This window comes from Microlunatus sp. Gsoil 973 (genome assembly GCF_009707365.1).
Taxonomy (GTDB): Bacteria; Actinomycetota; Actinomycetes; order Propionibacteriales; family Propionibacteriaceae; genus Microlunatus.
Map to the genome: position 1 here is coordinate 445,114 of NZ_CP046122.1, position 24,051 is coordinate 469,164.

Sequence of the window (24,051 nt, forward strand, 5' to 3'; positions counted from 1 at the left end):
ATGAAGCCCGCCGTCCGACGCAGGCGTACGGCCCGCGACACCTTCACCGGCTGGGGCTTCGTCGGCCCGGGCACCGTGATCATCCTCGGATTGTCGATCTTTCCTGCGCTCTGGGCGTTGTGGCTGTCGCTGGAGAAGTGGGACGGTTTCAGCCAGGCAACCTTCGTCGGTGCCGGGAACTACCAGAAGCTGATCACCGACGAGGACTTCTGGGCAGCGGTCCGCAACACCGGCCTGTACACCGCCCTCTTCGTACCCGCATCGGTGCTGCTCGGCCTGTTCCTCGCCGTCGCGCTGAACCGCAGGATCCGGTTCATCGGCGTCTATCGGACCGCGATCTTCGTCCCCTTCGTCGCGTCGGCGGCGGCCACCGGAATCCTGGCGACGTACCTGTTCAGCCCGCAGTACGGGTTGATCAACAACGTGCTGCGCCGACTCGGCGTTCCGGCGCAGGGTTGGCTGGAGGACCCGCACCAGGCGATGGTGGTGATCGCGATCATGTCGCTGTGGGGTCAGGCCGCCTTCACCACGGTGATCTACCTTGCCGGACTGCAGGACGTTCCGGGTGACCTGATCGAGGCCGCCCGGGTCGACGGCGCGAACCGCTGGCAGACCTTCTGGCGGATCGTCTGGCCGCATCTTTCACCGATCACCGTGTTCGTTGCGATCTGGCAGACGATCGGTGCGATCCAGCTCTTCGACCTCGTCTACACGACCACCCGTGGCGGGCCCCTTGACGCCACCAAGACGATCGTCTATTTCCTCTACGAGCAGGCCTTCCACTCGCTGCAGTTCGGCTACGGCTCGGCCGCCGCGTACGCGTTGTTCGTGATCACCCTCGGCATCACCGTCGCCGTTGTCGTCTACGCCCGCCGTCGTGGGATGGAGGCCTTCTGATGTCGGCCGATCCGATGGCAGGCGGCATGCCGGCCGTGCTCGGCGAGCGGGCGGCGACCGCGGTCGCCGCACCCGCCCGCCGGCGGCGACATCGGAGGCCGAGCCTGTGGCACCTGTTCCTGGCGCCGACCGCGCTGATCTTCGTCATCCCGCTGCTGCAGATGATCCTGGCGTCATTCTCCCCGGCGAAGGACCTGGTCACCTTCCCGCCGCCGTTCGTCCCCTCCCGGCTCACCGTGCAGGGCTATATCGGCCTGTTCACCGGCACCGGGATCGTCCGCTGGCTGATCAACTCGACGATCGTCGCGGCAACGGCGATCCTGTCCAACATCGTGCTGTGCTCCCTTGCCGGTTACGGCTTCGCCCGGCTGCGCTTCCGGGGCAGGAACTTCAGCTTCCTTGCCATCGTCGCGACGATCATGATCCCCACCCAGCTGTTGATGATCCCGACCTACATCATGTTCTCCAAGCTCGGGTTGCTGAACGGGCTCGGGGCGGCGATCGTGCCGTGGCTGGCGACCACCTTCGGCATCTTCCTGATGCGCCAGTTCTTCCTGTCCCTGCCGGCCGAACTGGAGGAGGCGGGCATGATCGACGGCGCGAACCGCTGGCAGATCTTCCTGCGGATCGTCCTGCCGCTGGCCAAGCCGGCGCTGGCGACGCTGGCGATCTTCACCCTGCTCGGTGCATGGAACGATCTGGTCTGGCCGCTGATCGCGATCAACAACGACGCGGCGTTCACCGTCCAGCTCGGGATCGCCAACTTCCAGGGCAGCCGCCGTACCGAATGGAGCCTGCTGATGGCGGCCAACGCGGTGGCCACCGCGCCGTTGATCATCTTCTTCCTGATCGCCCAGCGGCAGTTCATCGCCACCATGACGTTCAGCGGGTTGAAGGCGTGATCACCGGCGCGCTAGCAGTCGGCGCAGGTGCCGAAGATCTCCAACTCGTGATTCACGTCGCGGAAGCCGTGCTTCTCGGCGATCGCCTTGGCCCACCGCTCGACGGTCGGACCGGTCACCTCGACCGTACGCCCACAGCTGCGGCAGACCAGATGGTGGTGGTGCCCGCCGGAGCAGCGTCGGTAGCTCATCTCGCCGTCGGCGTTGCGAATCGCGTCGACCTCCCCGCTCTCGGCCATCGACTGCAGAGCGCGGTACACGGTGGTCAACCCGACCCGGGCGTCGGAGTGGCGCAGCTCGTCGTGGATCTGCTGGGCGGTCCGGAAGTCGTCGGTGGTGTGCAGGATGTCGTCGACGGCGGCCCGCTGCCGGGTCCGCCGCTGGGAGTTGCCGTTCCTGGTTGTCGTCATCGCTTCCGCCCCGCTCAGTGCTCGTCGTAGTGGTCTTTGTGGATCGCATGCCGGTGACCGTCGTGCACATAGTCGAGGTGATCACCGTGGGTCACCGCCGGATGATCACAGTCCGGATCCCCGTGCTGGTGCGGATGGGTCCCGGCCAGCACGTGCGGAGTCGGGATCCGCGGATGCTCCGCCGGCTCGGTGATGACCACCGGGATGCGTCTCCGTCTCGCCAGGATCGTCGAGATCGGCCAGCTCAGGGCGAAGACTCCGATCGCGAAGACGACGATCAGGGCGCCCGGGGCGGCGTCGAGATAGAACGATCCGGCGGCGCCGCCGACCGACACCAGCACGCCGATCGCCATCGCCGTACCCAGCGCGGCATAGAAACCGGGCACAAGGTTCTGCGCGGCTGCGACCGGGACGACCATCAACGCGCTGACCAACAGCAGGCCCACGGTGCGCATCGACAGCGTCACGGTGATCGCCGCCAGCACGACGACGACGATGTTGTAGACCCGGACCGGCAGACCGAGCACCCGGGCGAAGTCCTCGTCCGCGCTGACCGCGAACAGTTGCGGTGCCAATCCGATCGTCGGCACCAGGACGACAACGGCCAGCACACCGATCACCACCAGGTCGCCGGAGGTGACCGCGGTCAGCGAACCGAACAGGTACTGCGACAGCGCGCCGGTGCCCCCGCCGGCGAACGCCGACATCAAGACGCCGGCCGCGAGCCCGCCGTAGAACAGGATCGCGAGTCCGACGTCCCCGGTTGCCTTACCGCGCTGGCGGAGCACCTCGACCAGCACCGAGCCGGCGACGCAGACCACGACGGCTACCGGGATCGGCGCCTGCCCGGTCAGCAACGCCAGGCCGACGCCGGCGATGGCGACATGTCCCAGACCGTCCCCCAGCAGGCTGAGCCGGCGCTGGACGATGTAGCTGCCGATGGCCGGCGCGAGCAGTCCGGTGAAGAGTGCAGCGATGAGCGCCCGCTGCATGAACGGATAGCCGAGGATCTCGATCATGCCGGTCCTTTCCTGGTGTCCAGCGGACCTGCGACCGACGGCGCCGGGGGAGTGGCCCGCTCCTCGTCGAGCGCGGTGTGCTCGTGGCCGCCGTGCTCGATCCGGTGATGATCATGGAGTTCGGACGTCGACCGGGGCAGGTCTCCGTCGTGGACCACCCGGCCCTCGCGCAGCACGATGGCCCGATCAACCAGCGGCGCGAGCGGACCGATCTCGTGGAGCACGACGAGGATCGCCATGCCGCGGCGCAGCAGCTCGGCCAGGACGTCGGCCAGGATCCGTTGGTGCTCCAGATCGACACCGGCCGTCGGCTCGTCCAGCACCAGCAGTTCCGGCCTGGTGGCCAAGGCGCGGGCGATGAGCACCCGCTGCTGCTGACCGCCGGAGAGAAGTTGCATCTCGGCTGCTGCGCGGTCGTTCAGGCCGACCACCTCGAGCGCGTCCTTGATCGCCTTGCGATCCTCGCGGTTCGGCGGGACGAATGGCAGCCGATGCCCCAGGCGACCGGATCCGACGATCTCGCTGACCTTGGCCCGGGTCAGGTTGATCGTCGACCGCTGCGGGACGTACCCGATCCTGGCCCAGTCCTTGAAGCGGGCCGCATCGGTGCCGAAGAGGTGCACCCGGCCGCGGCGCAACGGGGTCAGGCCGAGCAACGACCGCACCAGGGTGGACTTGCCGGACCCGTTGCCGCCGAGCAGGGCAACGGTCTCTCCGCGATGCACGGTGAGTGAGATGCCGCGGAGCACGGGCAGTCCGCCGAGTTCGACCGACAGGTCCTCGGCCCGCAACACCGGCTCCGCGACGTGTCCACCCGCCGTCATTCGCTGCACCCGTTCGCCTGCGCCAACGCGGTGAGGTTGGACTTCATCACGGCAATGTAGTCCTTCCCCCGGGACTGGTCGGTGATGCCTTCGATCGGATCCAGCACATCGGTCCGCAGACCAAGATCACCGGCGATCGAGCGAGCGACCGCGGGGGAGATCAGCGTCTCGTAGAAGATGGTGGTCACCCCGTGCTGCCTGGCCAACTGCTGGACCTCGGCGATCCGTGCCGGCGACGGTTCGGTGTCCGGACTGAGACCGCTGATGCTGATCTGTTGCAGGCCGTAGCGTTCGGCGAGGTACCCGAAGGCCGCGTGGGAGGTGATGAAGTCGGTACGCCGGCAGTCGGAGAGCCCGGACCGATAGCTCGCGCTGAGGTCCTTCAGCTGTGCCGTTAGCGCGGCCGCGTTGGCGTGATAGTCGGAACGGTGGCGCGGATCGATGCTGGCAAGTCTTCCTTCGACGGCCTTGGTGATCGTGATCATGTTCTCCGGGTCGAGCCAGACGTGGGGGTCGAGATTGGTGTTCCCGGCATGATCCTGGTGATCGGTTTCATCACCGAGCGGTCCGTGGTCCTGCAGCGGGACGACGGTCGCGGTGTTCAGGACGTTCCGGTTGCCGCTCTGCGCGACCGCCTCGTCGACCGCGGCCTGGAACGTCTTCTCATACACCACGAGATCAGCGTCGGTGACGCTGGCGACCTGGCGGGGCGTCAGCTCAAGGTCGTGCGGTTCGGCGCCGGGCTTGGTCAGGCTGGTGACCACGGCGTGGGCCCCGGCGACGCGCTGGGCAACGAACTGGAACGGGTAGAAGGCGGTGACGATCCTCAGGCTGCCATCGCCTCCGGTCGGATCGGTGCCGGTCGATCGGCAGCCGGCCGCCGCCAGCAGAGCCAGAACGCCGATCACCGCGCCGAATCTCCGTACCCAACCCGTCATGAAAACCATTTTCATTTCCAGGTGGCTGGAAGTCAAGTCGGCCGGGCCTTTGCTTGGGACCAGCGCTAATCTTGGGCCGATGAAGATCATCATGGCCGGGACTGCGATCCGGTGATCGCGATCAGCCGCTTCACCGTTCCGGCGGACCGGGAGCAGGAGTTCGCGACCAGGGCGGAAGCCGCGGTCGCCGTACTGTCGGGCGCCGTCGGATTCCTGACCGCAGACGTCGGCCGCAACCTCGACGAGCCGACGTTGTGGACGATCACCACCCGCTGGCAGAACGTCGGCAGCTATCGCCGGGCTCTCGGCTCCTACCAGGCGAAGCTGACGGTTGTCCCCATGCTGTCGTTGGCGATCGATGAGCCGTCGGCCTACGAATCGCCGCAGCAGATGGAGTTGTGACCCGGCCGGTTACGGCATGCCGTGGCTGATCACCGCGTCCAGCGCCGCCTGGGCGTCGGCCCGGCCGGCGATCTCGACCGAACCACCGCGGACCCAGGACCACAGCGCCAGATCGGTCACCGGCGCCTGCACCGTGATGGTCGGGGTGCCGGTTGTCGCCCGGGTCGCCATGCCCTCGTCGAACTCCTTGCCCGATTCCGGGCCGGTGCCGAACCAATGGCCGAGTTCGACCAGCCACCGCTGCCCGGTGTCGGTGGCGACGAACTCCCCGACGGCGCGCTTCTCGTACTGCGCCCAGTCCGGCATCCAGCCACCCCACATCACGTCGACGGCATGGTCGACCGCGCCGGCCGCCACGTCGGGCGTGATCGGGCTGATCTGCCGGCCGGCGGTCAACTCGGCATCCACCCGGTGCATGGTCGCCTCGTAGGTCTGCATGCGGCGGGTGAAGCCGACGGTCTGGTCCGCCTCGAACCATGACCAGCGCGGCTCGGCGTCGTCAAGGCTCCGCAACTGTTCCAGCAGTGCGTCGGTGGCCTGTTGCCGCAACGCCAGGGACTCCTCGAGGGTGGCCGGCCGGGCGGGCTTGGCCTGTTCGACGGCCTCGACGTCGGCGTCGGTGCGCGCCCCGCGGCCGAGGACGCCGGCCCAGAACAGCTGCACCTCGGTCAGGTGCCACAGCAGGTCACCGGCCGCCCACTCCGGACAGGTCGGCACCCGCGCGTCGGCTGCGGTATCCGCCAGCACCTGGGCGAACACGTCCGATTCGGTCCCGATCACCGCTTCTCGATCCATGGGCGAGACGCTATCGGGCGGTTCGGACAGCGGCGCACAGGCGTAATCGAATCGGACCCGGACGCGGTCATCAACTAGCCTGGGACGCTGAGGGAGCGGGCGCCAGCCGGGTGTCCGCCGAAGTAGGTGGAGAACCTTCCTGTGGCCAAGACCAAGCTCGACGACGTCATCAGCCTGTGCAAGCGCAGAGGCTTCGTGTTCCAGACCGGTGAGATCTACGGAGGCACCCGGTCGGCGTGGGATTACGGCCCGTTCGGCGTCGAGCTCAAGGAGAACATCAAGCGGCAGTGGTGGCGCACCATGGTCACCGGCCGCGAGGACGTGGTCGGCCTGGACTCGGCCATCATCCTGCCGACCAGGACCTGGGAGGCCTCCGGCCATCTCGCCACGTTCACCGACCCGCTGGTCGAGTGCCTGAACTGCCACCAGCGGTTCCGGTCCGACCACATGCAGGAGGCGTACGCCGAGAAGCACGGCATCGACGACCCGGACACCGTCAGCTTCGACCAGGTCAACTGCCCCAACTGCGGCACGAAGGGCAAGTGGACCCCGCCGCGGGACTTCAACACCATGCTGAAGACCTACCTCGGCGTCATCGAGGACGAATCGGCGCTGTACTACCTTCGCCCGGAGACCGCACAGGGCATCTTCCTCAACTTCAACAACGTGCTCACGGTTGCCCGGAAGAAGCCGCCGTTCGGCATCGCGCAGACCGGTAAGTCGTTCCGGAACGAGATCACCCCTGGCAACTTCATCTTCCGCACCCGCGAGTTCGAGCAGATGGAGATGGAGTACTTCGTCGAGCCGGGCACCGACGAGGAGTGGCATCAGTACTGGATCGACGCTCGCACCGACTGGTACGTCGATCTCGGCATCGACCGGGCCAATCTGCGGCACTACGAGCACCCGCAGGAGAAGTTGTCGCACTATTCCAAGCGGACCGTCGACATCGAGTACCGCTTCGGTTTCGCCGGCCGGGAGTTCGACGAGCTCGAGGGCATCGCGAACCGTACGGATTTCGACCTGTCGACCCATTCCAAGCACTCCGGTGTCGACCTCTCCTACTTCGACCAGGCCAAGGGCGAGCGGTACACCCCGTACGTGATCGAGCCGGCGGCCGGTCTGACCCGTTCGCTGATGGCCTTCCTGGTCGACGCGTACGCCGAGGACGAGGCGCCGAACACCAAGGGAGGGGTCGACAAGCGCACCGTGCTGCGCCTTGATCATCGCCTGGCACCCGTCAAGGCCGCGGTGCTGCCGCTGTCCCGCAACGAGCAGCTGTCGCCGAAGGCCCGTGATCTTGCTGCCGAACTTCGCAAGCACTGGAACGTCGACTTCGACGATGCCCAGGCGATCGGACGCCGCTACCGCCGCCAGGACGAGATCGGTACGCCGTACTGCATCACCGTCGATTTCGACACGCTCACCGACGGCGCGGTCACCGTGCGAGAACGCGACACCATGGCCCAGGAGCGGGTGAGTATCGACAAGGTGGTCGACTACCTCGCTCCCAAGCTGATCGGCGCATGACAACGACTGCCGGATCCACTGCGCAGCTCAAGGAATCTCCGACCCCTGGTCCATTGAAGGTCGGCAGACTGGTCGTCGACACGCCGGTGGTGCTGGCACCGATGGCCGGGATCACCAACGCGGCCTATCGACAGCTCTGCCGGGAACAGGGCGCCGGGCTGTACGTCTGCGAGATGATCACCTCACGGGGCATCGTCGAGCGGGATCGCAAGACCTTGCACATGCTGCAGTTCGACCCCGGTGAGATGGTACGCAGCGTGCAGCTGTACGGCACCGATCCCTATTACATGGGGGAGGCGGCGAAGATCCTCTGCGGTGAGTACGGCGTCGGCCACGTCGACCTGAACTTCGGCTGCCCGGTGCCCAAGGTCACCCGCAAGGGCGGCGGAGCCGCGCTTCCCTGGAAACGTGACCTGCTCGGCGCGATCCTGCACAGCGTCGTCAAGGCCGCGGAGCCCTACGGCGTCCCGGTCACCTGCAAGACCCGCAAAGGCATCGACGAGAACCATCTGACCTACCGCGACGCCGGCCGGATCGCCGAGCAGTCCGGGATCGCCGCGATCGCCCTGCACGGCAGGACCGCCCAGCAGTCCTACTCGGGCACCGCCGACTGGGACGCCATCGCCGATCTGGTCGGCCACGTCAGCATCCCCGTCCTCGGCAACGGTGACATCTGGGAGGCCGCCGACGCGATCCGGATGATCAAGCACACCGGTGCCGCCGGCGTGGTGATCGGCCGCGGCTGCCTCGGCCGGCCCTGGCTGTTCGGTGATCTTGCCGACGCCTTCGCCGGCCGGTCCGGCCGGACGTTGCCCACCTCCGGCGAGGTGGCCGCGGTGGTACGCCGGCATGCCGAACTGCTCGCCGGCCTGATGGGGGAGCAGCGCGGCCTGACGGACCTGCGCAAGCACATGTCGTGGTATTTTAAAGGTTTCCCGATCGGCGGCGACCTTCGTCATGATCTTGGTACCGTCTCCGCGTTCGCCGAGCTCGACGCCCACCTCTCCCGGCTCGACCCGGGGCTGCCGTATCCGACCGATGAACTCGGCCGGCCGCGCGGACGCCAGGGCTCGCCCCGCGGGAAGGTCGCACTGCCGGAAGGCTGGCTCGCCGACACCTGTGGTCTTGATCTTGAACTCTCCGGCGCGGAGCTCGGCGTCTCCGGCGGCTAGCTAGCCGGTGAGCACCGGGAGTGCCCCTTCGGCCAGTTTGAGCCGCGTCCAGATGTTCATGTTGATCACGACTCCGATGATCTCGAGGATCTCCTCGGGCGCGAAGTGTGTGGCCAGCGCTTCGTGGCGGTCACTGAAATCGTCGGCGGCGGTCGCATCGGGCACCCGGGTGATCGCTTCGGCGTAGGCAAGAGCGGCGCGGGTCGCTTCGTCGTGGAAGTCGGTCTCCCACCAGGCCGTCAGGGTATCGATCACCAGTCGGTGGATGCCCGCTTCGCGAGCTGCCTCGTGATGCAGATCGAGGCAGTAGACGCAGTTGTTGATCTGCGACACACGCAGCCGCAGGAGTTGGGCGAGCTTCCGGTCGATACCGAGCTCGGCCCGGTAGCCGAATGTGTCGGCACCATAGCGAGCGAGCCTGGTCAGGCCCTCGCTGCTGGAGCTGTCCACTCGCTTCGTGGTGATCGTCACATCCGTCATTTCAGGTGCTCCTTCTCGTCGTCGACTCACTGATCCGTGCGGTAGGCGGGATGGCCCTGCACGAAGCGGAAGATCCCGAGCGTGACCGTGAGCGTGGCGCGAAGGACGGCGGCTGCCTGCGCGGTTGTGTCGGCAGGGGCGACGAGCTCCGTCGTCGTCACGGTACGGTCGCTCGCGGCTGCGTGCGCGAAGTAGCCGATGGCCGTCTGGTACGGCACCATGTCGGACGCCGTCCACCAGCCTTCGAATTGCCCGACCCGGAAGAGCCGTTCGAACGGGAATGGCAGCGCTTTGGGGTAGCGCAGGGCCAACAGGTCATCGGTTCGGCGTACGAACGATTCGATGAGTCGCGGGCCGTGCCCGGCCCGGAGTTCGGACTGCCATTCCTGAAGTGGCGCGATGTCATTCAGCGTGACCGCTGTGCCGGGATCGAGATCGATCCGCTCGACGTACTGTCTGATCCGCTCCTCGAGGGGCTCCTGATCAATGGGAACCCGGTCCATACGATCCTTGTCGGCGTCGTGGGATATCACGGCCATGCATCCGTGGTACAGCGCGCCGGTAGAGCCGACGATGATCATCAGCGGTCGAAGCACGAGCCAGGAAGCCGGCAGGAATGTGCCGTCGAACGGGGTCTCGCGGATCGCCAGACCCGCGACGGCCATCGCGGCGGCGATGATCGTCAGGCTCAGGTGGCGTGGGATGACGGATCGGTGCTGCTTACCGGAATCGCCCGGGTCCGGATCGCGGTCCTCCAGTTGGTCCATTGCAGAAACTCCTCGATTCCTTCGCGGGGTCGGTCACGCGCACTCTGCGCGTGTTTCCTCGAGGTGACGTTTCTTTGGTGGCGGACCTTCGGCCGGTGTTACCTGCCTTCTTCCTCAGATGCCGTGATCGGTGGCAAGCGCCTGCGCCGGACCGCGATCACAGGTGGGAGGCCTGGTCCGGATCGCCGATGAAGGTCCGCCACAGCGACGCGTAGCCGCCGTTGCGTGCCAGCAATTCCTCGTGCGAGCCGTCCTCGGCCACCTTGCCGTGCTCGATGTAGAGGATCCGGTCCGCCCGGGCGGCGGTGGTCAACCGGTGCGCCACGACGATCGTCGTCCGTTCCTCGGCGAGTTGATCGGTGGCTCGGGTGACCATCGCCTCGCTGCGCAGGTCAAGTGCAGCGGTTGCCTCGTCGAGCAACAGGATCGACGGCTTGACCAGTTCTGCCCGTGCCAGGGCGATCAACTGGCGCTGTCCGGCGGACAGGTTCCGGCCGCGTTCGGCGACCGGTGCCAGGTAGCCGCCACGCAGCTGGGAGATCATCTCGTGGGCGCCGACGGCACGCGCTGCGGCCTCGACCTCCGCATCGTTGGCCTCGGGCCGGCCGTAGGCGATCTGCTCGCGGATGTTGCCCGGAAAGAGGTAGCTCTCCTGCGGCACCAGGCCGACGTGCTGGCGGTAGCGGGACAGGTCAAGATCACGAAGATCGTGATCATCGATCCGGATCGCCCCGCCGGTCAGGTCGTAGAAGCGCTCGATCAACTTCACGATCGTCGACTTGCCTGCGCCGGTCTCGCCGACCAGCGCGACCGTCTGACCGGCCGCGATGACCACATCGACGCCGTCCAGGGCGGGCCGGTTGGCGCGCTCGTACTGGAAGACCGCGTTGTCCAGCGTGATCCTGCCGTGCACGGTGTCCAGCACGACCGGCCGTTCGGGAGGAGGCGTCGAGGTGGGCGTACTCAACAGGTCGCGGATCCGCTGCAGGCCGACCATGGCCTGCTGGTACCCGTCGAACACCTGGGACAGGTTCTGGATCGGCGAGAACAGCAGATCGATGTAGAGCAGGTACGCGATCAGGCCGCCGGCAGTGATCAGGCTGTTGTGGAACTGCGTCGACGCCATGATCAGCACCAGAGCGCCGGCAACGTTGGAGAGGAACTGCACGAACGGGAAGAAGATCGACACGTACCGCTGGCCGCGCACCCGGCTTCTCCGGTAGGCGTCGGACAGCTCGGCGAACCGTCGGGCGTTGTGATCCTCGCGGCAGAACGCCTGGGTGATCCGCAGACCTGCGACGTTCTCCTGCAGATCGGCGTTCACCACCGAGATCTGCTCACGAGCCAGCCGGTAGATCCGGGCACTCACCCGGCGGAAGATCCCCGTTGCCACAACGAGCACGGGCACCACAAGGCCGACCACCATCATCAACTTGATGTTCAAGATCAACAATGCCACCAGGATGCCGAAGAACGACATCAGGCTGACCAGGGCGGTGACCAACCCGGTCTGCAGGAAAGACGAGAGGGCATCCACGTCGGTGGTCATCCGGGTGAGGATGCGCCCGCCCAGCTCCCGCTCGTAGTAGTCCAGCCCGAGCCGCTGCAGGTGGCTGAAGATCTTGACCCGCAGGGTGTAGAGGAACCGCTCACCGGTCGCGCCGGTGATCCGGACCGATGCCATCTGGATGGCCCAATCGATCAACACCACGGCAAGCGCCAGGCCCGAAGCCAGCCACACAGCGGACATCATCGACCGGTTCACCCCGTCGTCGATGCCGTTGCGGATCAGCACCGGCAGTGCAAGCCCGCACAGCGCATCGATCGCGACCAGCACGAGCCCGGCCACGAACGGTACGCGGAACTTGGCCAACAGAGTGCCGAGCCGGAAATGATCATCACTGGAGCGGGCGAACTCCGGGTCGACGTCGGGCCGGGAATCCGCCGGCGGCAGCTTCTCCAGGGCGCTGAGCAATTCCGGTGTCGGCGGCATTGCGGCCATCCCCGACATCAGCCCGCGGCCGCCGCCACCTCCGCCGCGCAGAGTGCCGCCGCCGACCCGGCGAAGCCGATCGGCCATCAACGGATCCTCGGCCGCGTTCGGCAGCTTGTCCGGATCCCACAGTTCCGGGGTGATCCCGTTGACACCGGCCGGCGCCGGATCGCTGTTGAGCAGTTCGTCCGACTCCGGGCCGGCCAGCAGGGTCCGGAACAACGGTGACCGCGTCTCGAGCTCGGCAAACGTGCCGATGTCGGCGACCCGACCCTGGTCGAGGACCGCGATCCGGTCGGCCAGTTGCAGCGTCGACCGGCGGTGGGCCATCACCAGGGTGGTGCGGCCACGCAGCAGCTGGTGCAGTGTTGTGTGGATCTCCGCCTCGATCCGGGCGTCGATCGCCGACGTCGCGTCGTCCAGCACCAGGATCTCCGGATTGGTCAGGATCGCCCGCGCCAGGGCGACCCGCTGCCGCTGGCCGCCGGACAGGGTCAATCCCTGTTCACCGACGACCGTGTCGTAGCCGGCCGGAAGTTCGGAGATGAAACCGTCGGCACGCGCCGCACGGGCAGCCTGTTCCACCTGCTCGCGCGTGGCGTCGGGGCGCCCGTAGGCGATGTTCGCCGCAACGCTCTGGCTGAACAGGAAACTGTCCTCCATGGCGATGCCGATCGCCGAGCGCAGCGACTTCAAGGTCAGGTCCCTGACATCCTGGCCGTCGATCGTGATCGACCCCTGCCAGGTGTCGTAGAACCGCGGCAGCAGGTGGGAGACCGTACTCTTGCCCGATCCCGATCCGCCCACCAGAGCAAGGGTCTCACCCGGTTCGACGGCCAGGGTGAAGCCGTCCAGCACCGGCTGGTCGGCGACGTAACCGAAGCTGATGTCGTCGAAGTTGACCCGCCCGGGTCCGGGCTGCAGCGCCGCGGCGTCCGGCCGCTGCTTGATCTCTGGCCGGGTGTCGATCAGATCGAGGACCCGGATGACCGAGGCACGGGCCTGCTGGCCGGTGGTCAGCAACAGACTGACCAGCCGCACCGGTCCGGCCATCTGGGTGACGTAGGTGGAGAAGGCCAGGAAGGTGCCGAGGGTCAGGTGTCCGCGGATCGCCAGGAACCCGCCCAACGCCAGGACCCCGACCGTGCCCAGTTGCGGCACCGAGGACATGGCCGGGGTGAAGATGCTGTTCAGCCGGATGGTCCGGACCCGTGCCCCGAACAGCCGCTGGCTGATCCGGTCGATCCGGTTCAGCTCCTGCCGCTCCTGGCCGAACCCCTTGACCACCCGTACGCCGGTGGTCGCTGCCTCGACCGCGCCGGCGAGTTCCGCCTCGTACTGCTGGGCGAACCAGCTGGCCGGGAACAGCTTGGAACGGCTCCGGGTGCCGAGGAACCACAGGGCGGGAACGGTGGCCAGCGCCACGAGCGCCAGCACCGGTGAGAGCCGGAACATCACGGTGATCGACACGACGAACAGCACCAGGTTGCCGGTCATGTTCGGCAGCATCTGCAACAACGCCTGCACGATGTTCAGGTCCGAGATCGCCCGGCCCACGATCTGACCCGTGTCCAGCTCGTCCTGCCGCTTGCCGTCCAGCTCGGTGACGGTGCCGAAGACGTCGTTGCGCAGCGCGTGCTGGACGTCGACCGCGAGTTTCCCGCCGGTGTACCGACGCAGGAAGGTCAGCCCGAAGACGGCGGCCGAGGCGACGACCAGCAGCACGGCCCAGGGCATCAGCGGCTGGATCCGGTGCAGGATGACGTGGTCGATGATCTCCCGCTGGATCAGCGGCAACATCACCATCACCGTCTGGCCGACGATTCCTGCGCCGAACGCGATCAACACCTGGCTCTTGAATCGCCAGCAGTAACCGGCGATCCGGCGGATCCACCGATCGGCCTGCCGGCCGGTGACGCCGCCTGTGGCTGCGGTTTTCGAAACCGAGGTTTCAGTCGTGAGCGTCTGCGTCACGCGCGGGCAACTCCTTCGGAAGGTTGGTCTCCCAGCCGGTCGTGGCTGTTGGTGAGGCGGGCGACCCGGGTCGCCTCGAGCCCGGCGAGCAGGCCGCGCAGTGCATCCGGATCGGGTGCGTCGTCCAGCAGTTCGGTGAACTTCTCGGCGTAGATGCGCTCCGTGTCCGCCAGGGCTCGCTCACCATCGGCGGTGAGCTGCAGGTGGACCACCCGCCGGTCGGTCTTGTCCGCCTCGCGAACCAGGTACCCCGCGGCAACCAGCCCGTCGGCGATCGCGGTCAGCGTGGGCTTGCGCACGGCCAACCGCTCGGCCAGCCGCGCAGCGCGCGCCGCCGGCGGCAACCCGCCGCAGGATCCGGAACTGCGACGTCGTCAGCGGCGATTCGGTCCGCTCGAGTACCCGGGCCAACCACAGCGTTGCGTCCAGTGCGGACAGCAACTCACGATCCGCTCCTTCGGTCATGGTTAGACAGTCTAATAGTTAGCCACCCTGTTGGTCAGCGGGCTCTCAGGTTGGTCTGAGCAGCTGTCGGGTGCGTCCGGCGATGGGCCGCCGATGGCCGCAGCTACGCTGCCGCCATGGCACCGCGCAGTGACCTCAACGACCAGAACTCCCAGCGGCTGCTCGCCGCCTTCGGCGACCGTGGCAACTGTGCGCTGGCCACCATCGGCCGGAACTGCCGCCCGCAGATCACCAACGTCTCCTACGCCTTCGACCTCGCCATGGCGACCTTCCGGGTGTCACTGACCGAGACCCGGGTGAAGACCCGCAACCTGCGCCGGGACCCGCGAGCGAGCTTCTACATCACCGCAGCGAACCGCTGGCCGTACACGGTCGCCGACGGCACCGCCGAGCTCAGCCCGGTCGCGGCAGATCCCGCTGACCCGACCGTCGAGGCGCTGATCGACCTCTACCGCGCGGTCTCCGGCAAGGAACATCCGGATTGGGACGAGTACCGGCAGGCGATGGTCACCGACCGGCGACTGGTGTTGACCGTCCGCGTCGATCACGTGTACGGGATGCCCGAATGACCGGCGACCTTGATCATCACTGCGACGGCGGGTCCGGCCCGGCGAGCGATCGGCACGAGATCTCGCCCCGCGCCCGGGCCTGGGCGACGACCATGCAAGGGCATGGCGACGGGGTGGTTGTCCGCGCCCACCGCGACTCGGCGGCGGTCCTTGCTCCGGCGGCGCTGGTCGGGCGGGAGCAGCGCGAGGAACGTGAGCGGATGCTGTTGCGGCCGGGCGCCACGCTTGCCGAGGGCGCCGGTCACCGGGCGAGACCGGAGCAGCCCGACGACGAACGGACCTGTTTCGAGCGGGATCGCGACCGGATCGTTCACTCGACCGCCTTCCGGCGGCTGGCCGGCAAGACCCAGGTCGTCGTCTATCCCAGTGATCATCAACGCACCCGGCTGACGCATGCTCTGGAGGTTGCGCAGGTGGCCTGTTCGATCGCCCGGGGGATCGGTGTCAACGTTTCGCTGACAGAGGCGATCGCGCTCGGCCACGACTGCGGCCACGGTCCCGGCGGTCACGCCAGCGAGGATGCTTTCGACCGGTACGTTCCCGGCGGATTCGATCATGGTCCGTGGGGCGCCGACGTGACCCTCGTCGGGTTGAACCTGTGTGCGGAGACGCTGGACGGGATCCGCCGACACTCCTGGTCGAGCCCGGCTCCTGCGACGATCGAAGGCGAGATCGTCAGCTGGGCGGACCGGATCGCGTACTGCTCGCATGATCTTGAGGACGCCGCCCACGCCGCCATCGTCAACCCTGATGATCTTCCCGACGACGTCACCCGGGTTGCTGGCCGGACCCGACGCGAGCAACTCTCGGAGTTCATCCGGGCGATAATCGGGACAGTCGGGGAGCACGGCGAGATCGGGATGGACGCTGATCATGCGGCCGCACTGGCCGCGTTGCGGACGTTCAACTACGAGCGGATCTACACCCGCCAGGAGTCGCTGGCCCAGTCCGATGCCGTCGTTGCCGTGTTGACCGGCCTGGTCGACTTCTACCTCGACGATCCGGCCAGGCTGCCGGCCGGTGCCCGGGACGCCGGAGATGACGAGGTGCTCGCCGCGGTGGGTTACGTCGCCGGGATGACCGATCGGTACGCCTTCGCGACAGCCGTCGAGCAACTCGGCTGGGATCCCGACCGGCTCCCCCGGGGCATCGATCGCAAGTAACGCCCGATCAGGCCCAAGGAGATTCGATGATCATCGACGAGCTGCGCGACCGGTTGCTCGACGTCGTTGTCCAGAGGCGGTTCGGCCTCGGCCCGTCCCGAGCCGCGCGGGTGGTGGTCGAACGGGACATCGGGGTGTCGATGCCGGACGGTGCCAGGCTCGGGACTGATCACTACCGTCCGGTCGAGGTCAGCCGCGGTCCGGTGGTGTTGATCAGGACGCCGTACGACAAGAGCACGCTGTGGGCGCGGACAGGTGCCCGGGCGCTCGCCCGGCGCGGGCTGCAGGTCGTCGTCCAGGACGTCCGCGGAACCTTCAGCTCCGACGGCGACTTCGAGCCGTTCCATCACGAAACCGACGACGGCCTGGCAACGGTGTCCTGGATCCGGGGACAGGACTGGTGCGACGGCCGGATCGGCACCGCCGGAATGAGTTACGTCGGCTACACCCAATGGGCTGTTGGCCCCTATGTCGAACCGAAGCTTTCGGCGATGGCGCTCGGGATAACCGCCGCCGACTTCCGGCCGACCTTCTTTCCGGGCGGCTCGGTCGGCTGGCAGCTGCTGCTGGACTGGTCGTCATCGATCGGCGTGATGGATTCCGGTTCGCTCTGGGACAGGCTGACGGTCACGCGGCGGATCGCCGCAGCGATGCTGGGTCTGCCCGCGTCCCGAGGGACGCTGACCTCGATCGGCAAGGACATTCCCTTCCTGCACGAGATCCTCGAACACGGCGAACCCGATGATCACCATTGGGACTTCATTGATCATGGTCGGCGGCTGGCCGATCTGGACACCCCGGTCTCGCTGCTGGCCGGCTGGTACGACATCTTCCTCACCGAGCAGTTGAAGGACTTCGCCGAACTGCAACAGGCCGGGGCCGACGTCCGGATCACCGTCGGCCCGTGGTGGCACGGCGACCGCCCGTCGACCGGGCCGATGTTTCGTGATCAGGTCGACTGGATGGTCGGTCAGTTGCTGGGCGACAAGGCGATCCTGGCCAGACCGCCGGTACGGATCTTCCTGCAGAAGGCGGCTCGGTGGCTGGACTTCGACCAGTGGCCGGTCCCCGCCGAGCCGCAGGACTATTTTCTCGACCCCGCTGGTGGGCTCGGCAGGCAGATCGGCGACAACGAGGCGATCCGGGCGTTCAGCTACGATCCGGCCGATCCGACCCCCACCGTCGGGGGAGCGTTGCTGGGTGCTCCGGGTGGGCAGCTGGACAATCGCGGCATCGAACGCCGGGACGACGTTCTCACCTATCAGACGCCGGCGCTCACCGATGATCTTGACGTGATCGGCAATGCAGCTGCGGAGATCTTCGTCCGCACCGAACATCCCGACGCGGACGTGTTCGTCCGGGTCTGCGACGTCGAACCCGGCGGCCGGTCGCTGAATGTGATCGAAGGTCTCCGCCGACTGCGTCTCGCAGACCGGCCGGACGATGATCTCGGCACCCGCCGGGTGGCGATCGGGCTCACTCCGACCGCGTACCGGTTCCGCGCCGGGCATCGGGTCCGTGTCCAGGTCAGCGGTGGCGGCTTCCCGAACTACATCCGCAACCACCAGACCGGAGAGCCGGTGGCCGACGCGGTCGACACCGTGCCCGGCCGGACCCAGATCCTGCACGGCCGGGAGTTTCCGTCCCGGATCACGCTGCCGGTCTTCTCGGTGCATTAGTAGTTGCAGTAACTACTACGGGTGGCCTAGGGTAGTCGTACGTGATCGAACGACTGACTGCCCTGGGCTTCTCGTCCCAGGAGGCAAGGGTCTACCTCGCCCTCTTGCAACATCCGTCGGCAACCGGCTACGAGATCGCCAAGCAGGCCGGGCTACAGCGCGCGAACGTCTACCAGGTGCTCGCCGGGCTGACCGACCGCAATATCGTCGACAAGGTGTCGGAGAACGCCCCGGCCAGGTTCGTCGCCCAGCCACCGGCCGAGGTCCTCGGTCGGATCAAGCGCCGGACCGCCGAACAGGCCGACGGCCTGATCGCTGATCTTGCCGCGCTGGGCGCACGCACGGAGCCCGCCGGGTTCTACTCGCTCCGCGGACGCGATGCGGTGATCGAACGAACCGCCGCGCTGGTCGGCGACGCTCGACGTCGGATCGCGATCTCCTTGTGGAGCGAGGATCTGGACTGGCTCGCCGGACAACTGCGCGCTGCGTCGTCCTCCGGCTGCCAAGTCGTTGTCAACGTCTTCGGCGACACCGGGCTCGACGTCGGTGAGGTGTTCACCCACGAGGAGCCCGCCGACACCGTCGGCGGCCACCTGCTGCATGTCGCCGTCGATCACCGCACCGCGTTGATCGGCTCGCTGGACGAGCCCGCCGGCGCCGTCTTCACCGAACATCCGGCCCTGGTGGGAATCGTCGAGAAGTTGATCAGGGACGAGACCTACCTGGCGGCGATCTACCAGCGGTTCGCCGATGATCTTGAACGTGAGTTCGGCCGGCATCTGGTACGGCTCCGGTCACGGTTCCTGCCGGCCGAACAGGCCGAACAGTTGATCTCCATCGTCGGCTTCGGCGCTGACGAGCAGGTCAGCGATCTGCTGACCTGATCCCACCTGAATCCCAACGCTCGAAGGAAGAACCATGCCCGCAACAGTCATCGTCGACGCCCTGTGGGGCGATTCCGGAAAAGGCAAGACCTGTGCCTATCTGGCACGCCGGGAGAACGCAGCCCTGGCCGTGCGCGCCGGCATCGGGACGAACGCCGGCGCCAGCGTGACCCTCGACGACGGCACGGAGATCCGTGCCAGACAGCTGCCCACCGGCTGGCTCACATCGCCCGGGAGATGGCCGATGATCACCTGGCCAGGACGATCGGCACGACCTGCACCGGTACCGGCCCGGCCCGCGCGGATTTCGTGCTGCGTAAGGCGAAACAGGCCCGCGATGTGCCGGAGCTCGGTCCCTATCTCGGCGACGTCGCCGCAGAGGCGAACAGGATCGCGGCCGATCCCGACTCACTGGTGATCGTCGAGGGATCGCAGGGCACCCTGCTGTCGCTGGCACTCAGCGACGACTACCCGTACACCACCTCGGGCAACTGCACCAGTGCCGCAGCGATCAACGACGTCGGACTCAACTGGCGACACCTGACGCAGGTGATCATGGTGGTCAAGGCGCTGCCGACCCGGGTCGGGGAGGGACCGCTGCCGAACGAGATCACCGCCGACGACGCGCAACGCCGAGGGATCGCCGAGTACGGCGTGGTGACCGGCCGACCGCGGCGGAAAGCCGACGCCATCGACTACGACCTGCTCGGCTATGCGGCCTCGCTGAACGGTCCGACCGGGGTTGCCCTGACCTTCTGCGATCACCTCGACCCGACCATCCGCGGACGTCGGACCGTCGGCGCCATCACCCAGCGGGTGCGCCGGGTGATCGCCGAGGTGGAGCGCGCCACGGGAGCGCCGGTGACAATGCTCGACACCGGTCCGCGACTGGACGACATGATCCCCTTGTGGACGGAGTAGGGGTCGGGAGTATGTTTCAGCCCGAAAGAAACCCGGTTGCGATTCGGCCAAAGGAGCTCTGTTGCCCGAAACAGTCCTGCCTGACCTGCGAATTCTGTTGCGCAGCGACGGCACAGCGCTGCTCGTGGAGCTCACCGGTGGACTGCCGGTCATCCTGCATTGGGGAGCAGACCTCGGCGAGCTGACGGCGCAGGACGCTGCAGCCATCGCCGCGGCAACCGCACCCGGTCGGTACGCCAGCAGCACCGACCACCCGACGCAACACGCCGTCCTGCCGGAGCAGCACGCCGCCTGGACCGGACGACCCGGGATCAGCGGTTCGCGGCAGGGCAGGGACTGGTCGCCGAAGTTCACCGGTACCGCGGCCTCCCTCGACGGTGCACCGATCGAGGTGACGCCGGGCGGGGAGACCCCGCTGGTCACGGCCGGACCGGCGGCGTTGCTCGTCGAGGCCACCGACGACGTCGCCCGACTGGCGCTGAAGGTCTGGATCGAACTCTGCACCGGCGGCGTGGTCCGGATGCGCGCCGAGCTGACCAACACAGCGACGGGCGAGAACGCCGACTACCAGCTCGACGATCTGGTGCTGGCCTATCCGCTGCCCGCGGTGGCACGGGAGATCCTCGACTTCGCCGGCCGCTGGGGCAAGGAACGCACGCCACAACGCCGCGAACTGGTGGTCGGCACCCACCTGCGTGAGGGCCGACATGGCCGCACCGGAGCCGACGCGGCGACCGTGTTGCACGTCGGCACGCCGGGGTTCAGCTTCACCGAAGGCGAGATCTGGGGCGTGCACACCGGGTGGAGCGGCAACCACACCCACTACGCCGAACGCAGCTACACCGGTGAACAGGTGCTCGGCGGCGGAGAACTGCTGCTGCCCGGCGAGGTCGTGCTCCGGACGGGGGAGAGCTACACCAGCCCGTGGATCTACGGCAGCTACGGTATCGGCCTCGACCAGGTCGCCCGGCGTTTCCACCGGATGCTTCGAGCCCGCCCGCAGCACGTCGATGCGGAGCGGCCGGTCACCCTGAACGTCTGGGAGGCCGTCTACTTCGACCACTCGTTGCCCAAACTGCTCGAACTGGCCGACCGCGCTGCAGCGCTCGGCGTCGAGCGGTTCGTGCTGGACGACGGCTGGTTCGGTGCCCGGCGCAACGACCACGCCGGCCTGGGGGACTGGACGGTTTCGGCCGACGTGTGGCCCGACGGCCTGCATCCGCTGGTCGACAAGGTCACCGGCCTGGGCATGCAGTTCGGCCTGTGGTTCGAACCGGAGATGGTCAACCTCGACTCAGATGTCGCCCGTGCCCACCCCGAATGGGTGATGGCCACCGGTGGCCGGCTGCCGGTCGAAGCGCGTCACCAGCAGGTGCTCAATCTCGGCATCCCGGAGTGCTACGACTACATCCGCGACGCGATCTCGGCGATTCTCGACGAGTACGACATCGGCTACATCAAGTGGGATCACAACCGGGATCTGGTCGACGCCGGGACCTCGCCGACCGGGATCCCCGGCGTACACGCCCAGACGCTGGCGACCTACCGGTTGATCGACGAGCTCAAGGCGGCCCATCCTGGTCTGGAGATCGAGTCCTGCTCCTCCGGCGGCGCACGGGTGGACCTCGGCATCCTGGAACGCACCGACCGGGTCTGGGTCAGCGACAACATCGACCCGCTGGACCGGCAGCAGATGAACCGTTGGACCACCCAGTTGATCCCGCCGGAGCTGATGGGCAGTCATATCGCTTCCGGACGATCGCACACGACCGGCCGGTTCCACGACATCGGTTTCCGCGCCGCGACCGCCGTTTTCGGCCACCTGGGCATTGAATGGGATCTGACCCAGGCGACCGAGGACGAACTGGACCAGCTGCGCGGCTGGATCGAATTCTTCAAGGCCGAGCGAGGGCTGTTGTTGCGCGGCGACCTGCTCCGCGTCGACTATCCGGACACCAGCGTGTACGCCAACGGTGTGGTTGCCCCCGACCGCAGCCGGGGCATCTTCTCGATCGCCTCCGTCGCCCGCTCCGACGTCAACGCCACCGGTCTGGTCCGGCTGCCCGGTCTGGATCGGGATCGCCGCTACCGGGTGGGCATCATCAGTCTCGAGCCTGCGCTCGACCGGTTCGCACCGCCCTGGTGGTCGCCGCAGAAGCCGTACATCGATCTCACCGGGGCGGCCCTGGCATCGGTGGGCGTGCAGCCGCCGAGCCTGCCACCGGAGCAGGCGGTGCTGTTCCGAGTGGATCCACTGTCCGATTGAAAATGTCCGATTGAAAACAGATAGCTGCACCGATAAGCGTCGCAGCAGCAGTGACGCTGCCCCGTGCCGTACCGAAGAGGAGCACATCTATGGCGTCTCACGTGGTCTCGCCAGCCAACAAGGCGGCCAGTCGTGGCACGGCACCGCGTAAGCGGACCGATGACACCCGTCTGGCCGTGTTGTTCATCACCCCGGCCGCGGTCGGCTTCCTGGTCTTCCTGATCTGGCCGCTGATCCGTGGCATCTATCTGAGCTTCACGTCCTACAACCTGCTCACGCCGGCCACCTGGAACGGTCTGAACAACTACAAGCAGATGGTGCTGGACCCGGTCTTCTGGAACGCGCTCAAGGTCACCCTCGAGTACGTGGTGATCAACATCGGCGTCCAGACGATCATCGCGCTGGTGATCGCTGTGATGATGCAGCGATTGACCCGGTCACTGGTCGTCCGCGGCATCATCCTGACGCCGTACCTGGTCTCCAACGTGGTCGCCGCCCTGGTCGGACTGTGGATCCTCGATACCAATCTCGGCATCTTCAACGAGCTGCTGAAGTTGATCGGCATCAACCCGATCGGCTTCTTCACCGACGGGCCCTGGGTTATCCCGACCATCGCGCTGGTCAACGTCTGGCGCTACGTCGGCTACACCTCGCTGCTGATCTTCGCCGGCCTGCAGACGATCCCGCCGGAGCTTTACGAAGCAGCCCGGACCGACGGCGCAACTGAGCCCCAGATGTTCGTCCGCATCACCCTGCCGTTGCTGCGGCCGATCCTCGCTCTGGTGTTGATCATCTCGATCATCGGCTCGTTCCAGGTCTTCGATACCGTGTCGGTCACGACCCAGGGCGGACCGGTGGACGCTTCACGCGTGCTGCAGTACTACATCTACGACATGGCGTTCGGTCGCTTCCGCTTCGGCTACGCGTCTGCGTTGTCGGTCGCGCTGCTGATCGTGCTAATGATCGTCACCTTCATCCAGTACCGGCTGACCCGTGCCGGACAAACGGACCTGGCCTGAGAGGGGACTGACCAATGGCAACACTTGCCCCTACCGAGGTCACCACGAGCTCCACGCCGCCGGCCATCGCACCAGCGGGCCGCAAGCGGGTCAGCATCGGCCGGGTGATCGCCTGGGTCGTGATCGTCGTGATCATGGTCGTCACGTTGGCACCGTTCTATTGGATCATCCGGACCGCGCTGTCGTCCAACGGTGATCTGCTGACCCATCCTTCCGATCCGTTCCCGGTCGGCTTCTCGCTGGACTCGTTCAAGCGGGTCTTCGGCTGGCAGACCGGTGCGGCAGCTGTCGCTGCCGGCGGCGCCGGCCAGCCGATCAACTTCTGGCTGTATCTGCGTAACTCGGTCATCGTCTCCCTGTCTGGTGACCGCGGGCCAGGTGTTCTTCTCGGCGATGGCGGCGTACGCGTTCGCCCGGCTCAAGTGGCGGCTGCGCAGCGCGGTGTTCGCGATCTTCCTGGCCGGGCTGATGGTTCCGGCGATCTTCACCTTCCTGCCGAACTTCGTGCTGATCAAGGAACTGCACATGATCGACACGCTGATCGGCATCGCCCTGCCCAGCATGTTGATCTCGCCGTTCGCGATCTTCTTCCTGCGGCAGTTCTTCGCGACCATCCCCAACGAGATCGAAGAAGCGGCCCTGATCGACGGCGCCAGCAAGGTCGGGATCTTCTTCCGCCTGGTGATGCCGATGTCGGCCGCCCCGATCACCACGCTTGCGGTGCTGACCTACATCACCAGCTGGAACGACTACTTCTGGCCGTTGATGGTGTCCTACACCGACAGGTCCCGGGTGCTGACCGTTGCACTCGCGGTCTTCAAATCCCAGACCCCCAACACCGGTCCGGACTGGGCCGGGCTGATGGCCGCAACCCTTGTCGCGGCACTGCCGATGCTGGTGTTGTTCCTGGTCTTCGCCCGGCGGATCGTCAATTCCATCGGTTTCTCCGGCATCAAGTGAGGCGGGCGCTGTCAAATGAAGA

The 24,051-nt window shown here is 67.0% G+C and carries 23 protein-coding genes and 1 pseudogene; 14 read left to right on the plus strand and 10 right to left on the minus strand.

Annotation, left to right across the window (positions count from 1 at the left end; genetic code table 11):
• Together GJV80_RS02035 and GJV80_RS02040 are read left to right on the plus strand one after the other, a co-directional pair.
• Window positions 1-897: a carbohydrate ABC transporter permease gene (locus GJV80_RS02035; protein ID WP_154686486.1), complete on the plus strand. Its 897-nt coding sequence runs from the start codon at window positions 1-3 to the stop codon at window positions 895-897.
• The gene (locus tag GJV80_RS02040; protein WP_230208036.1) at window positions 897-1,799 is read left to right on the plus strand and encodes a carbohydrate ABC transporter permease; all 903 of its coding nucleotides are present in this window, start codon (window positions 897-899) and stop codon (window positions 1,797-1,799) included. Before GJV80_RS02035 ends, GJV80_RS02040 begins: the two co-directional genes overlap by 1 nt.
• 11 nt (window positions 1,800-1,810) lie before the next feature.
• On the opposite strand, the gene GJV80_RS02045 is transcribed toward GJV80_RS02040, so the two are convergent.
• Genes GJV80_RS02045 through GJV80_RS02060 form a run of 4 tightly spaced genes read right to left on the minus strand, consistent with a single transcriptional unit; the run spans window position 1,811 to window position 5,083 of the window.
• Entirely contained in the window at window positions 1,811-2,209 is a 399-nt protein-coding gene (locus tag GJV80_RS02045) for a Fur family transcriptional regulator (protein ID WP_154686487.1), read from the minus strand.
• A gap of 14 nt (window positions 2,210-2,223) precedes the next feature.
• Entirely contained in the window at window positions 2,224-3,225 is a 1,002-nt protein-coding gene (locus GJV80_RS02050; protein ID WP_370518877.1) for a metal ABC transporter permease, read from the minus strand.
• Window positions 3,225-4,052 carry a metal ABC transporter ATP-binding protein gene (locus GJV80_RS02055; RefSeq protein ID WP_154686488.1) on the minus strand — a complete coding sequence of 276 codons (828 nt, stop codon included), beginning with the start codon at window positions 4,050-4,052 and terminating at the stop codon, window positions 3,225-3,227. Before GJV80_RS02055 ends, GJV80_RS02050 begins: the two co-directional genes overlap by 1 nt.
• On the minus strand, window positions 4,049-5,083 hold the full coding sequence (locus GJV80_RS02060; protein ID WP_230208038.1) for a metal ABC transporter substrate-binding protein: 1,035 nt from the start codon (window positions 5,081-5,083) through the stop codon (window positions 4,049-4,051). The genes GJV80_RS02055 and GJV80_RS02060 overlap by 4 nt, the downstream gene beginning before the upstream one ends.
• Window positions 5,084-5,101: 18 nt before the next feature.
• On the opposite strand from GJV80_RS02060, the gene GJV80_RS02065 reads away from it, so the two are divergent.
• Window positions 5,102-5,392 carry an antibiotic biosynthesis monooxygenase gene (locus GJV80_RS02065; protein ID WP_154686489.1) on the plus strand — a complete coding sequence of 97 codons (291 nt, stop codon included), beginning with the start codon at window positions 5,102-5,104 and terminating at the stop codon, window positions 5,390-5,392.
• A 9-nt stretch (window positions 5,393-5,401) separates the two neighbouring features.
• Here the strand turns inward: GJV80_RS02065 and GJV80_RS02070 are convergent, their stop codons facing one another.
• On the minus strand, window positions 5,402-6,187 hold the full coding sequence (locus tag GJV80_RS02070) for a maleylpyruvate isomerase family mycothiol-dependent enzyme (protein WP_154686490.1): 786 nt from the start codon (window positions 6,185-6,187) through the stop codon (window positions 5,402-5,404).
• A gap of 141 nt (window positions 6,188-6,328) precedes the next feature.
• Between GJV80_RS02070 and GJV80_RS02075 the strand changes: the two genes are divergently transcribed.
• Window positions 6,329-7,717: a glycine--tRNA ligase gene (locus tag GJV80_RS02075; protein WP_154686491.1), complete on the plus strand. Its 1,389-nt coding sequence runs from the start codon at window positions 6,329-6,331 to the stop codon at window positions 7,715-7,717.
• Window positions 7,714-8,889 carry a tRNA dihydrouridine synthase DusB gene (dusB, locus tag GJV80_RS02080; protein WP_154686492.1) on the plus strand — a complete coding sequence of 392 codons (1,176 nt, stop codon included), beginning with the start codon at window positions 7,714-7,716 and terminating at the stop codon, window positions 8,887-8,889. The genes GJV80_RS02075 and dusB overlap by 4 nt, the downstream gene beginning before the upstream one ends.
• Here the strand turns inward: dusB and GJV80_RS02085 are convergent, their stop codons facing one another.
• From GJV80_RS02085 to GJV80_RS02100, 4 genes are all read right to left on the minus strand, one after another.
• Window positions 8,890-9,369: a carboxymuconolactone decarboxylase family protein gene (locus tag GJV80_RS02085; protein WP_154686493.1), complete on the minus strand. Its 480-nt coding sequence runs from the start codon at window positions 9,367-9,369 to the stop codon at window positions 8,890-8,892.
• Window positions 9,370-9,395: 26 nt separating this feature from the next.
• Complete coding sequence (locus GJV80_RS02090) at window positions 9,396-10,136, minus strand: hypothetical protein (protein WP_154686494.1); 741 nt, start codon at window positions 10,134-10,136, stop codon at window positions 9,396-9,398.
• 157 nt (window positions 10,137-10,293) lie between these two features.
• Window positions 10,294-14,103, minus strand: a complete 3,810-nt coding sequence (locus GJV80_RS02095) for an ABC transporter ATP-binding protein (protein ID WP_154686495.1) — start codon at window positions 14,101-14,103, stop codon at window positions 10,294-10,296.
• The gene (locus GJV80_RS02100; RefSeq protein ID WP_154686496.1) at window positions 14,100-14,447 is read right to left on the minus strand and encodes a MarR family winged helix-turn-helix transcriptional regulator; all 348 of its coding nucleotides are present in this window, start codon (window positions 14,445-14,447) and stop codon (window positions 14,100-14,102) included. The genes GJV80_RS02095 and GJV80_RS02100 overlap by 4 nt, the downstream gene beginning before the upstream one ends.
• Before the next feature lie 237 nt (window positions 14,448-14,684).
• Between GJV80_RS02100 and GJV80_RS02105 the strand changes: the two genes are divergently transcribed.
• From GJV80_RS02105 to GJV80_RS02135, 8 genes and pseudogenes are all read left to right on the plus strand, one after another.
• Window positions 14,685-15,137 (plus strand): PPOX class F420-dependent oxidoreductase, encoded by a 453-nt coding sequence (locus GJV80_RS02105; protein ID WP_154686497.1) that lies wholly within the window; start codon window positions 14,685-14,687, stop codon window positions 15,135-15,137.
• A gap of 92 nt (window positions 15,138-15,229) precedes the next feature.
• Window positions 15,230-16,300 (plus strand): HD domain-containing protein, encoded by a 1,071-nt coding sequence (locus GJV80_RS02110; protein WP_154689960.1) that lies wholly within the window; start codon window positions 15,230-15,232, stop codon window positions 16,298-16,300.
• A 26-nt stretch (window positions 16,301-16,326) separates the two neighbouring features.
• Window positions 16,327-17,979, plus strand: coding sequence for a CocE/NonD family hydrolase (locus GJV80_RS02115; RefSeq protein WP_154686498.1), 1,653 nt, complete (start codon window positions 16,327-16,329; stop codon window positions 17,977-17,979).
• A 41-nt stretch (window positions 17,980-18,020) separates the two neighbouring features.
• Window positions 18,021-18,863: a TrmB family transcriptional regulator gene (locus GJV80_RS02120; protein ID WP_154686499.1), complete on the plus strand. Its 843-nt coding sequence runs from the start codon at window positions 18,021-18,023 to the stop codon at window positions 18,861-18,863.
• A gap of 34 nt (window positions 18,864-18,897) precedes the next feature.
• A pseudogene (locus GJV80_RS24865) lies at window positions 18,898-19,029 on the plus strand (hypothetical protein); the annotation flags it as partial.
• Window positions 19,030-19,100: 71 nt separating this feature from the next.
• A complete protein-coding gene (locus GJV80_RS02125) occupies window positions 19,101-19,784 on the plus strand; it encodes an adenylosuccinate synthetase (RefSeq protein ID WP_230208039.1) in 684 nt (227 codons plus the stop codon).
• Between the two features lie 61 nt (window positions 19,785-19,845).
• On the plus strand, window positions 19,846-22,050 hold the full coding sequence (locus GJV80_RS02130) for an alpha-galactosidase (RefSeq protein ID WP_154686500.1): 2,205 nt from the start codon (window positions 19,846-19,848) through the stop codon (window positions 22,048-22,050).
• Window positions 22,051-22,139: 89 nt separating this feature from the next.
• Window positions 22,140-23,069 (plus strand): carbohydrate ABC transporter permease, encoded by a 930-nt coding sequence (locus GJV80_RS02135; RefSeq protein ID WP_154686501.1) that lies wholly within the window; start codon window positions 22,140-22,142, stop codon window positions 23,067-23,069.
• 157 nt (window positions 23,070-23,226) lie between these two features.
• Here the strand turns inward: GJV80_RS02135 and GJV80_RS23495 are convergent, their stop codons facing one another.
• Window positions 23,227-23,418: a hypothetical protein gene (locus GJV80_RS23495; protein ID WP_230208040.1), complete on the minus strand. Its 192-nt coding sequence runs from the start codon at window positions 23,416-23,418 to the stop codon at window positions 23,227-23,229.
• Window positions 23,419-23,432: 14 nt separating this feature from the next.
• On the opposite strand from GJV80_RS23495, the gene GJV80_RS23500 reads away from it, so the two are divergent.
• The gene (locus GJV80_RS23500; protein WP_230208041.1) at window positions 23,433-24,029 is read left to right on the plus strand and encodes a carbohydrate ABC transporter permease; all 597 of its coding nucleotides are present in this window, start codon (window positions 23,433-23,435) and stop codon (window positions 24,027-24,029) included.
• The last annotated feature ends 22 nt before the right edge of the window (window positions 24,030-24,051 follow it).

Excerpts from the sequence above, each read along its gene's own strand:
- GJV80_RS02110 (WP_154689960.1), top strand. The coding sequence starts at position 15,230 with ATGCAAGGGCATGGCGACGGGGTGGTTGTCCGCGCCCACCGCGACTCG.
- GJV80_RS02040 (WP_230208036.1), top strand. The coding sequence starts at position 897 with ATGTCGGCCGATCCGATGGCAGGCGGCATGCCGGCCGTGCTCGGCGAG.
- dusB (WP_154686492.1), top strand. The coding sequence starts at position 7,714 with ATGACAACGACTGCCGGATCCACTGCGCAGCTCAAGGAATCTCCGACC.
- GJV80_RS02035 (WP_154686486.1), top strand. The coding sequence starts at position 1 with ATGAAGCCCGCCGTCCGACGCAGGCGTACGGCCCGCGACACCTTCACC.
- GJV80_RS02125 (WP_230208039.1), top strand. The coding sequence starts at position 19,101 with ATGGCCGATGATCACCTGGCCAGGACGATCGGCACGACCTGCACCGGT.
- GJV80_RS02085 (WP_154686493.1), bottom strand. The coding sequence starts at position 9,369 with ATGACGGATGTGACGATCACCACGAAGCGAGTGGACAGCTCCAGCAGC.
- GJV80_RS02055 (WP_154686488.1), bottom strand. The coding sequence starts at position 4,052 with ATGACGGCGGGTGGACACGTCGCGGAGCCGGTGTTGCGGGCCGAGGAC.
- GJV80_RS02105 (WP_154686497.1), top strand. The coding sequence starts at position 14,685 with ATGGCACCGCGCAGTGACCTCAACGACCAGAACTCCCAGCGGCTGCTC.
- GJV80_RS23495 (WP_230208040.1), bottom strand. The coding sequence starts at position 23,418 with ATGACCGAGTTACGCAGATACAGCCAGAAGTTGATCGGCTGGCCGGCG.
- GJV80_RS02135 (WP_154686501.1), top strand. The coding sequence starts at position 22,140 with ATGGCGTCTCACGTGGTCTCGCCAGCCAACAAGGCGGCCAGTCGTGGC.
- GJV80_RS02115 (WP_154686498.1), top strand. The coding sequence starts at position 16,327 with ATGATCATCGACGAGCTGCGCGACCGGTTGCTCGACGTCGTTGTCCAG.
- GJV80_RS02060 (WP_230208038.1), bottom strand. The coding sequence starts at position 5,083 with ATGATGATCTTCATCGGCCCAAGATTAGCGCTGGTCCCAAGCAAAGGC.
- GJV80_RS02090 (WP_154686494.1), bottom strand. The coding sequence starts at position 10,136 with ATGGACCAACTGGAGGACCGCGATCCGGACCCGGGCGATTCCGGTAAG.
- GJV80_RS02045 (WP_154686487.1), bottom strand. The coding sequence starts at position 2,209 with ATGACGACAACCAGGAACGGCAACTCCCAGCGGCGGACCCGGCAGCGG.
- GJV80_RS02070 (WP_154686490.1), bottom strand. The coding sequence starts at position 6,187 with ATGGATCGAGAAGCGGTGATCGGGACCGAATCGGACGTGTTCGCCCAG.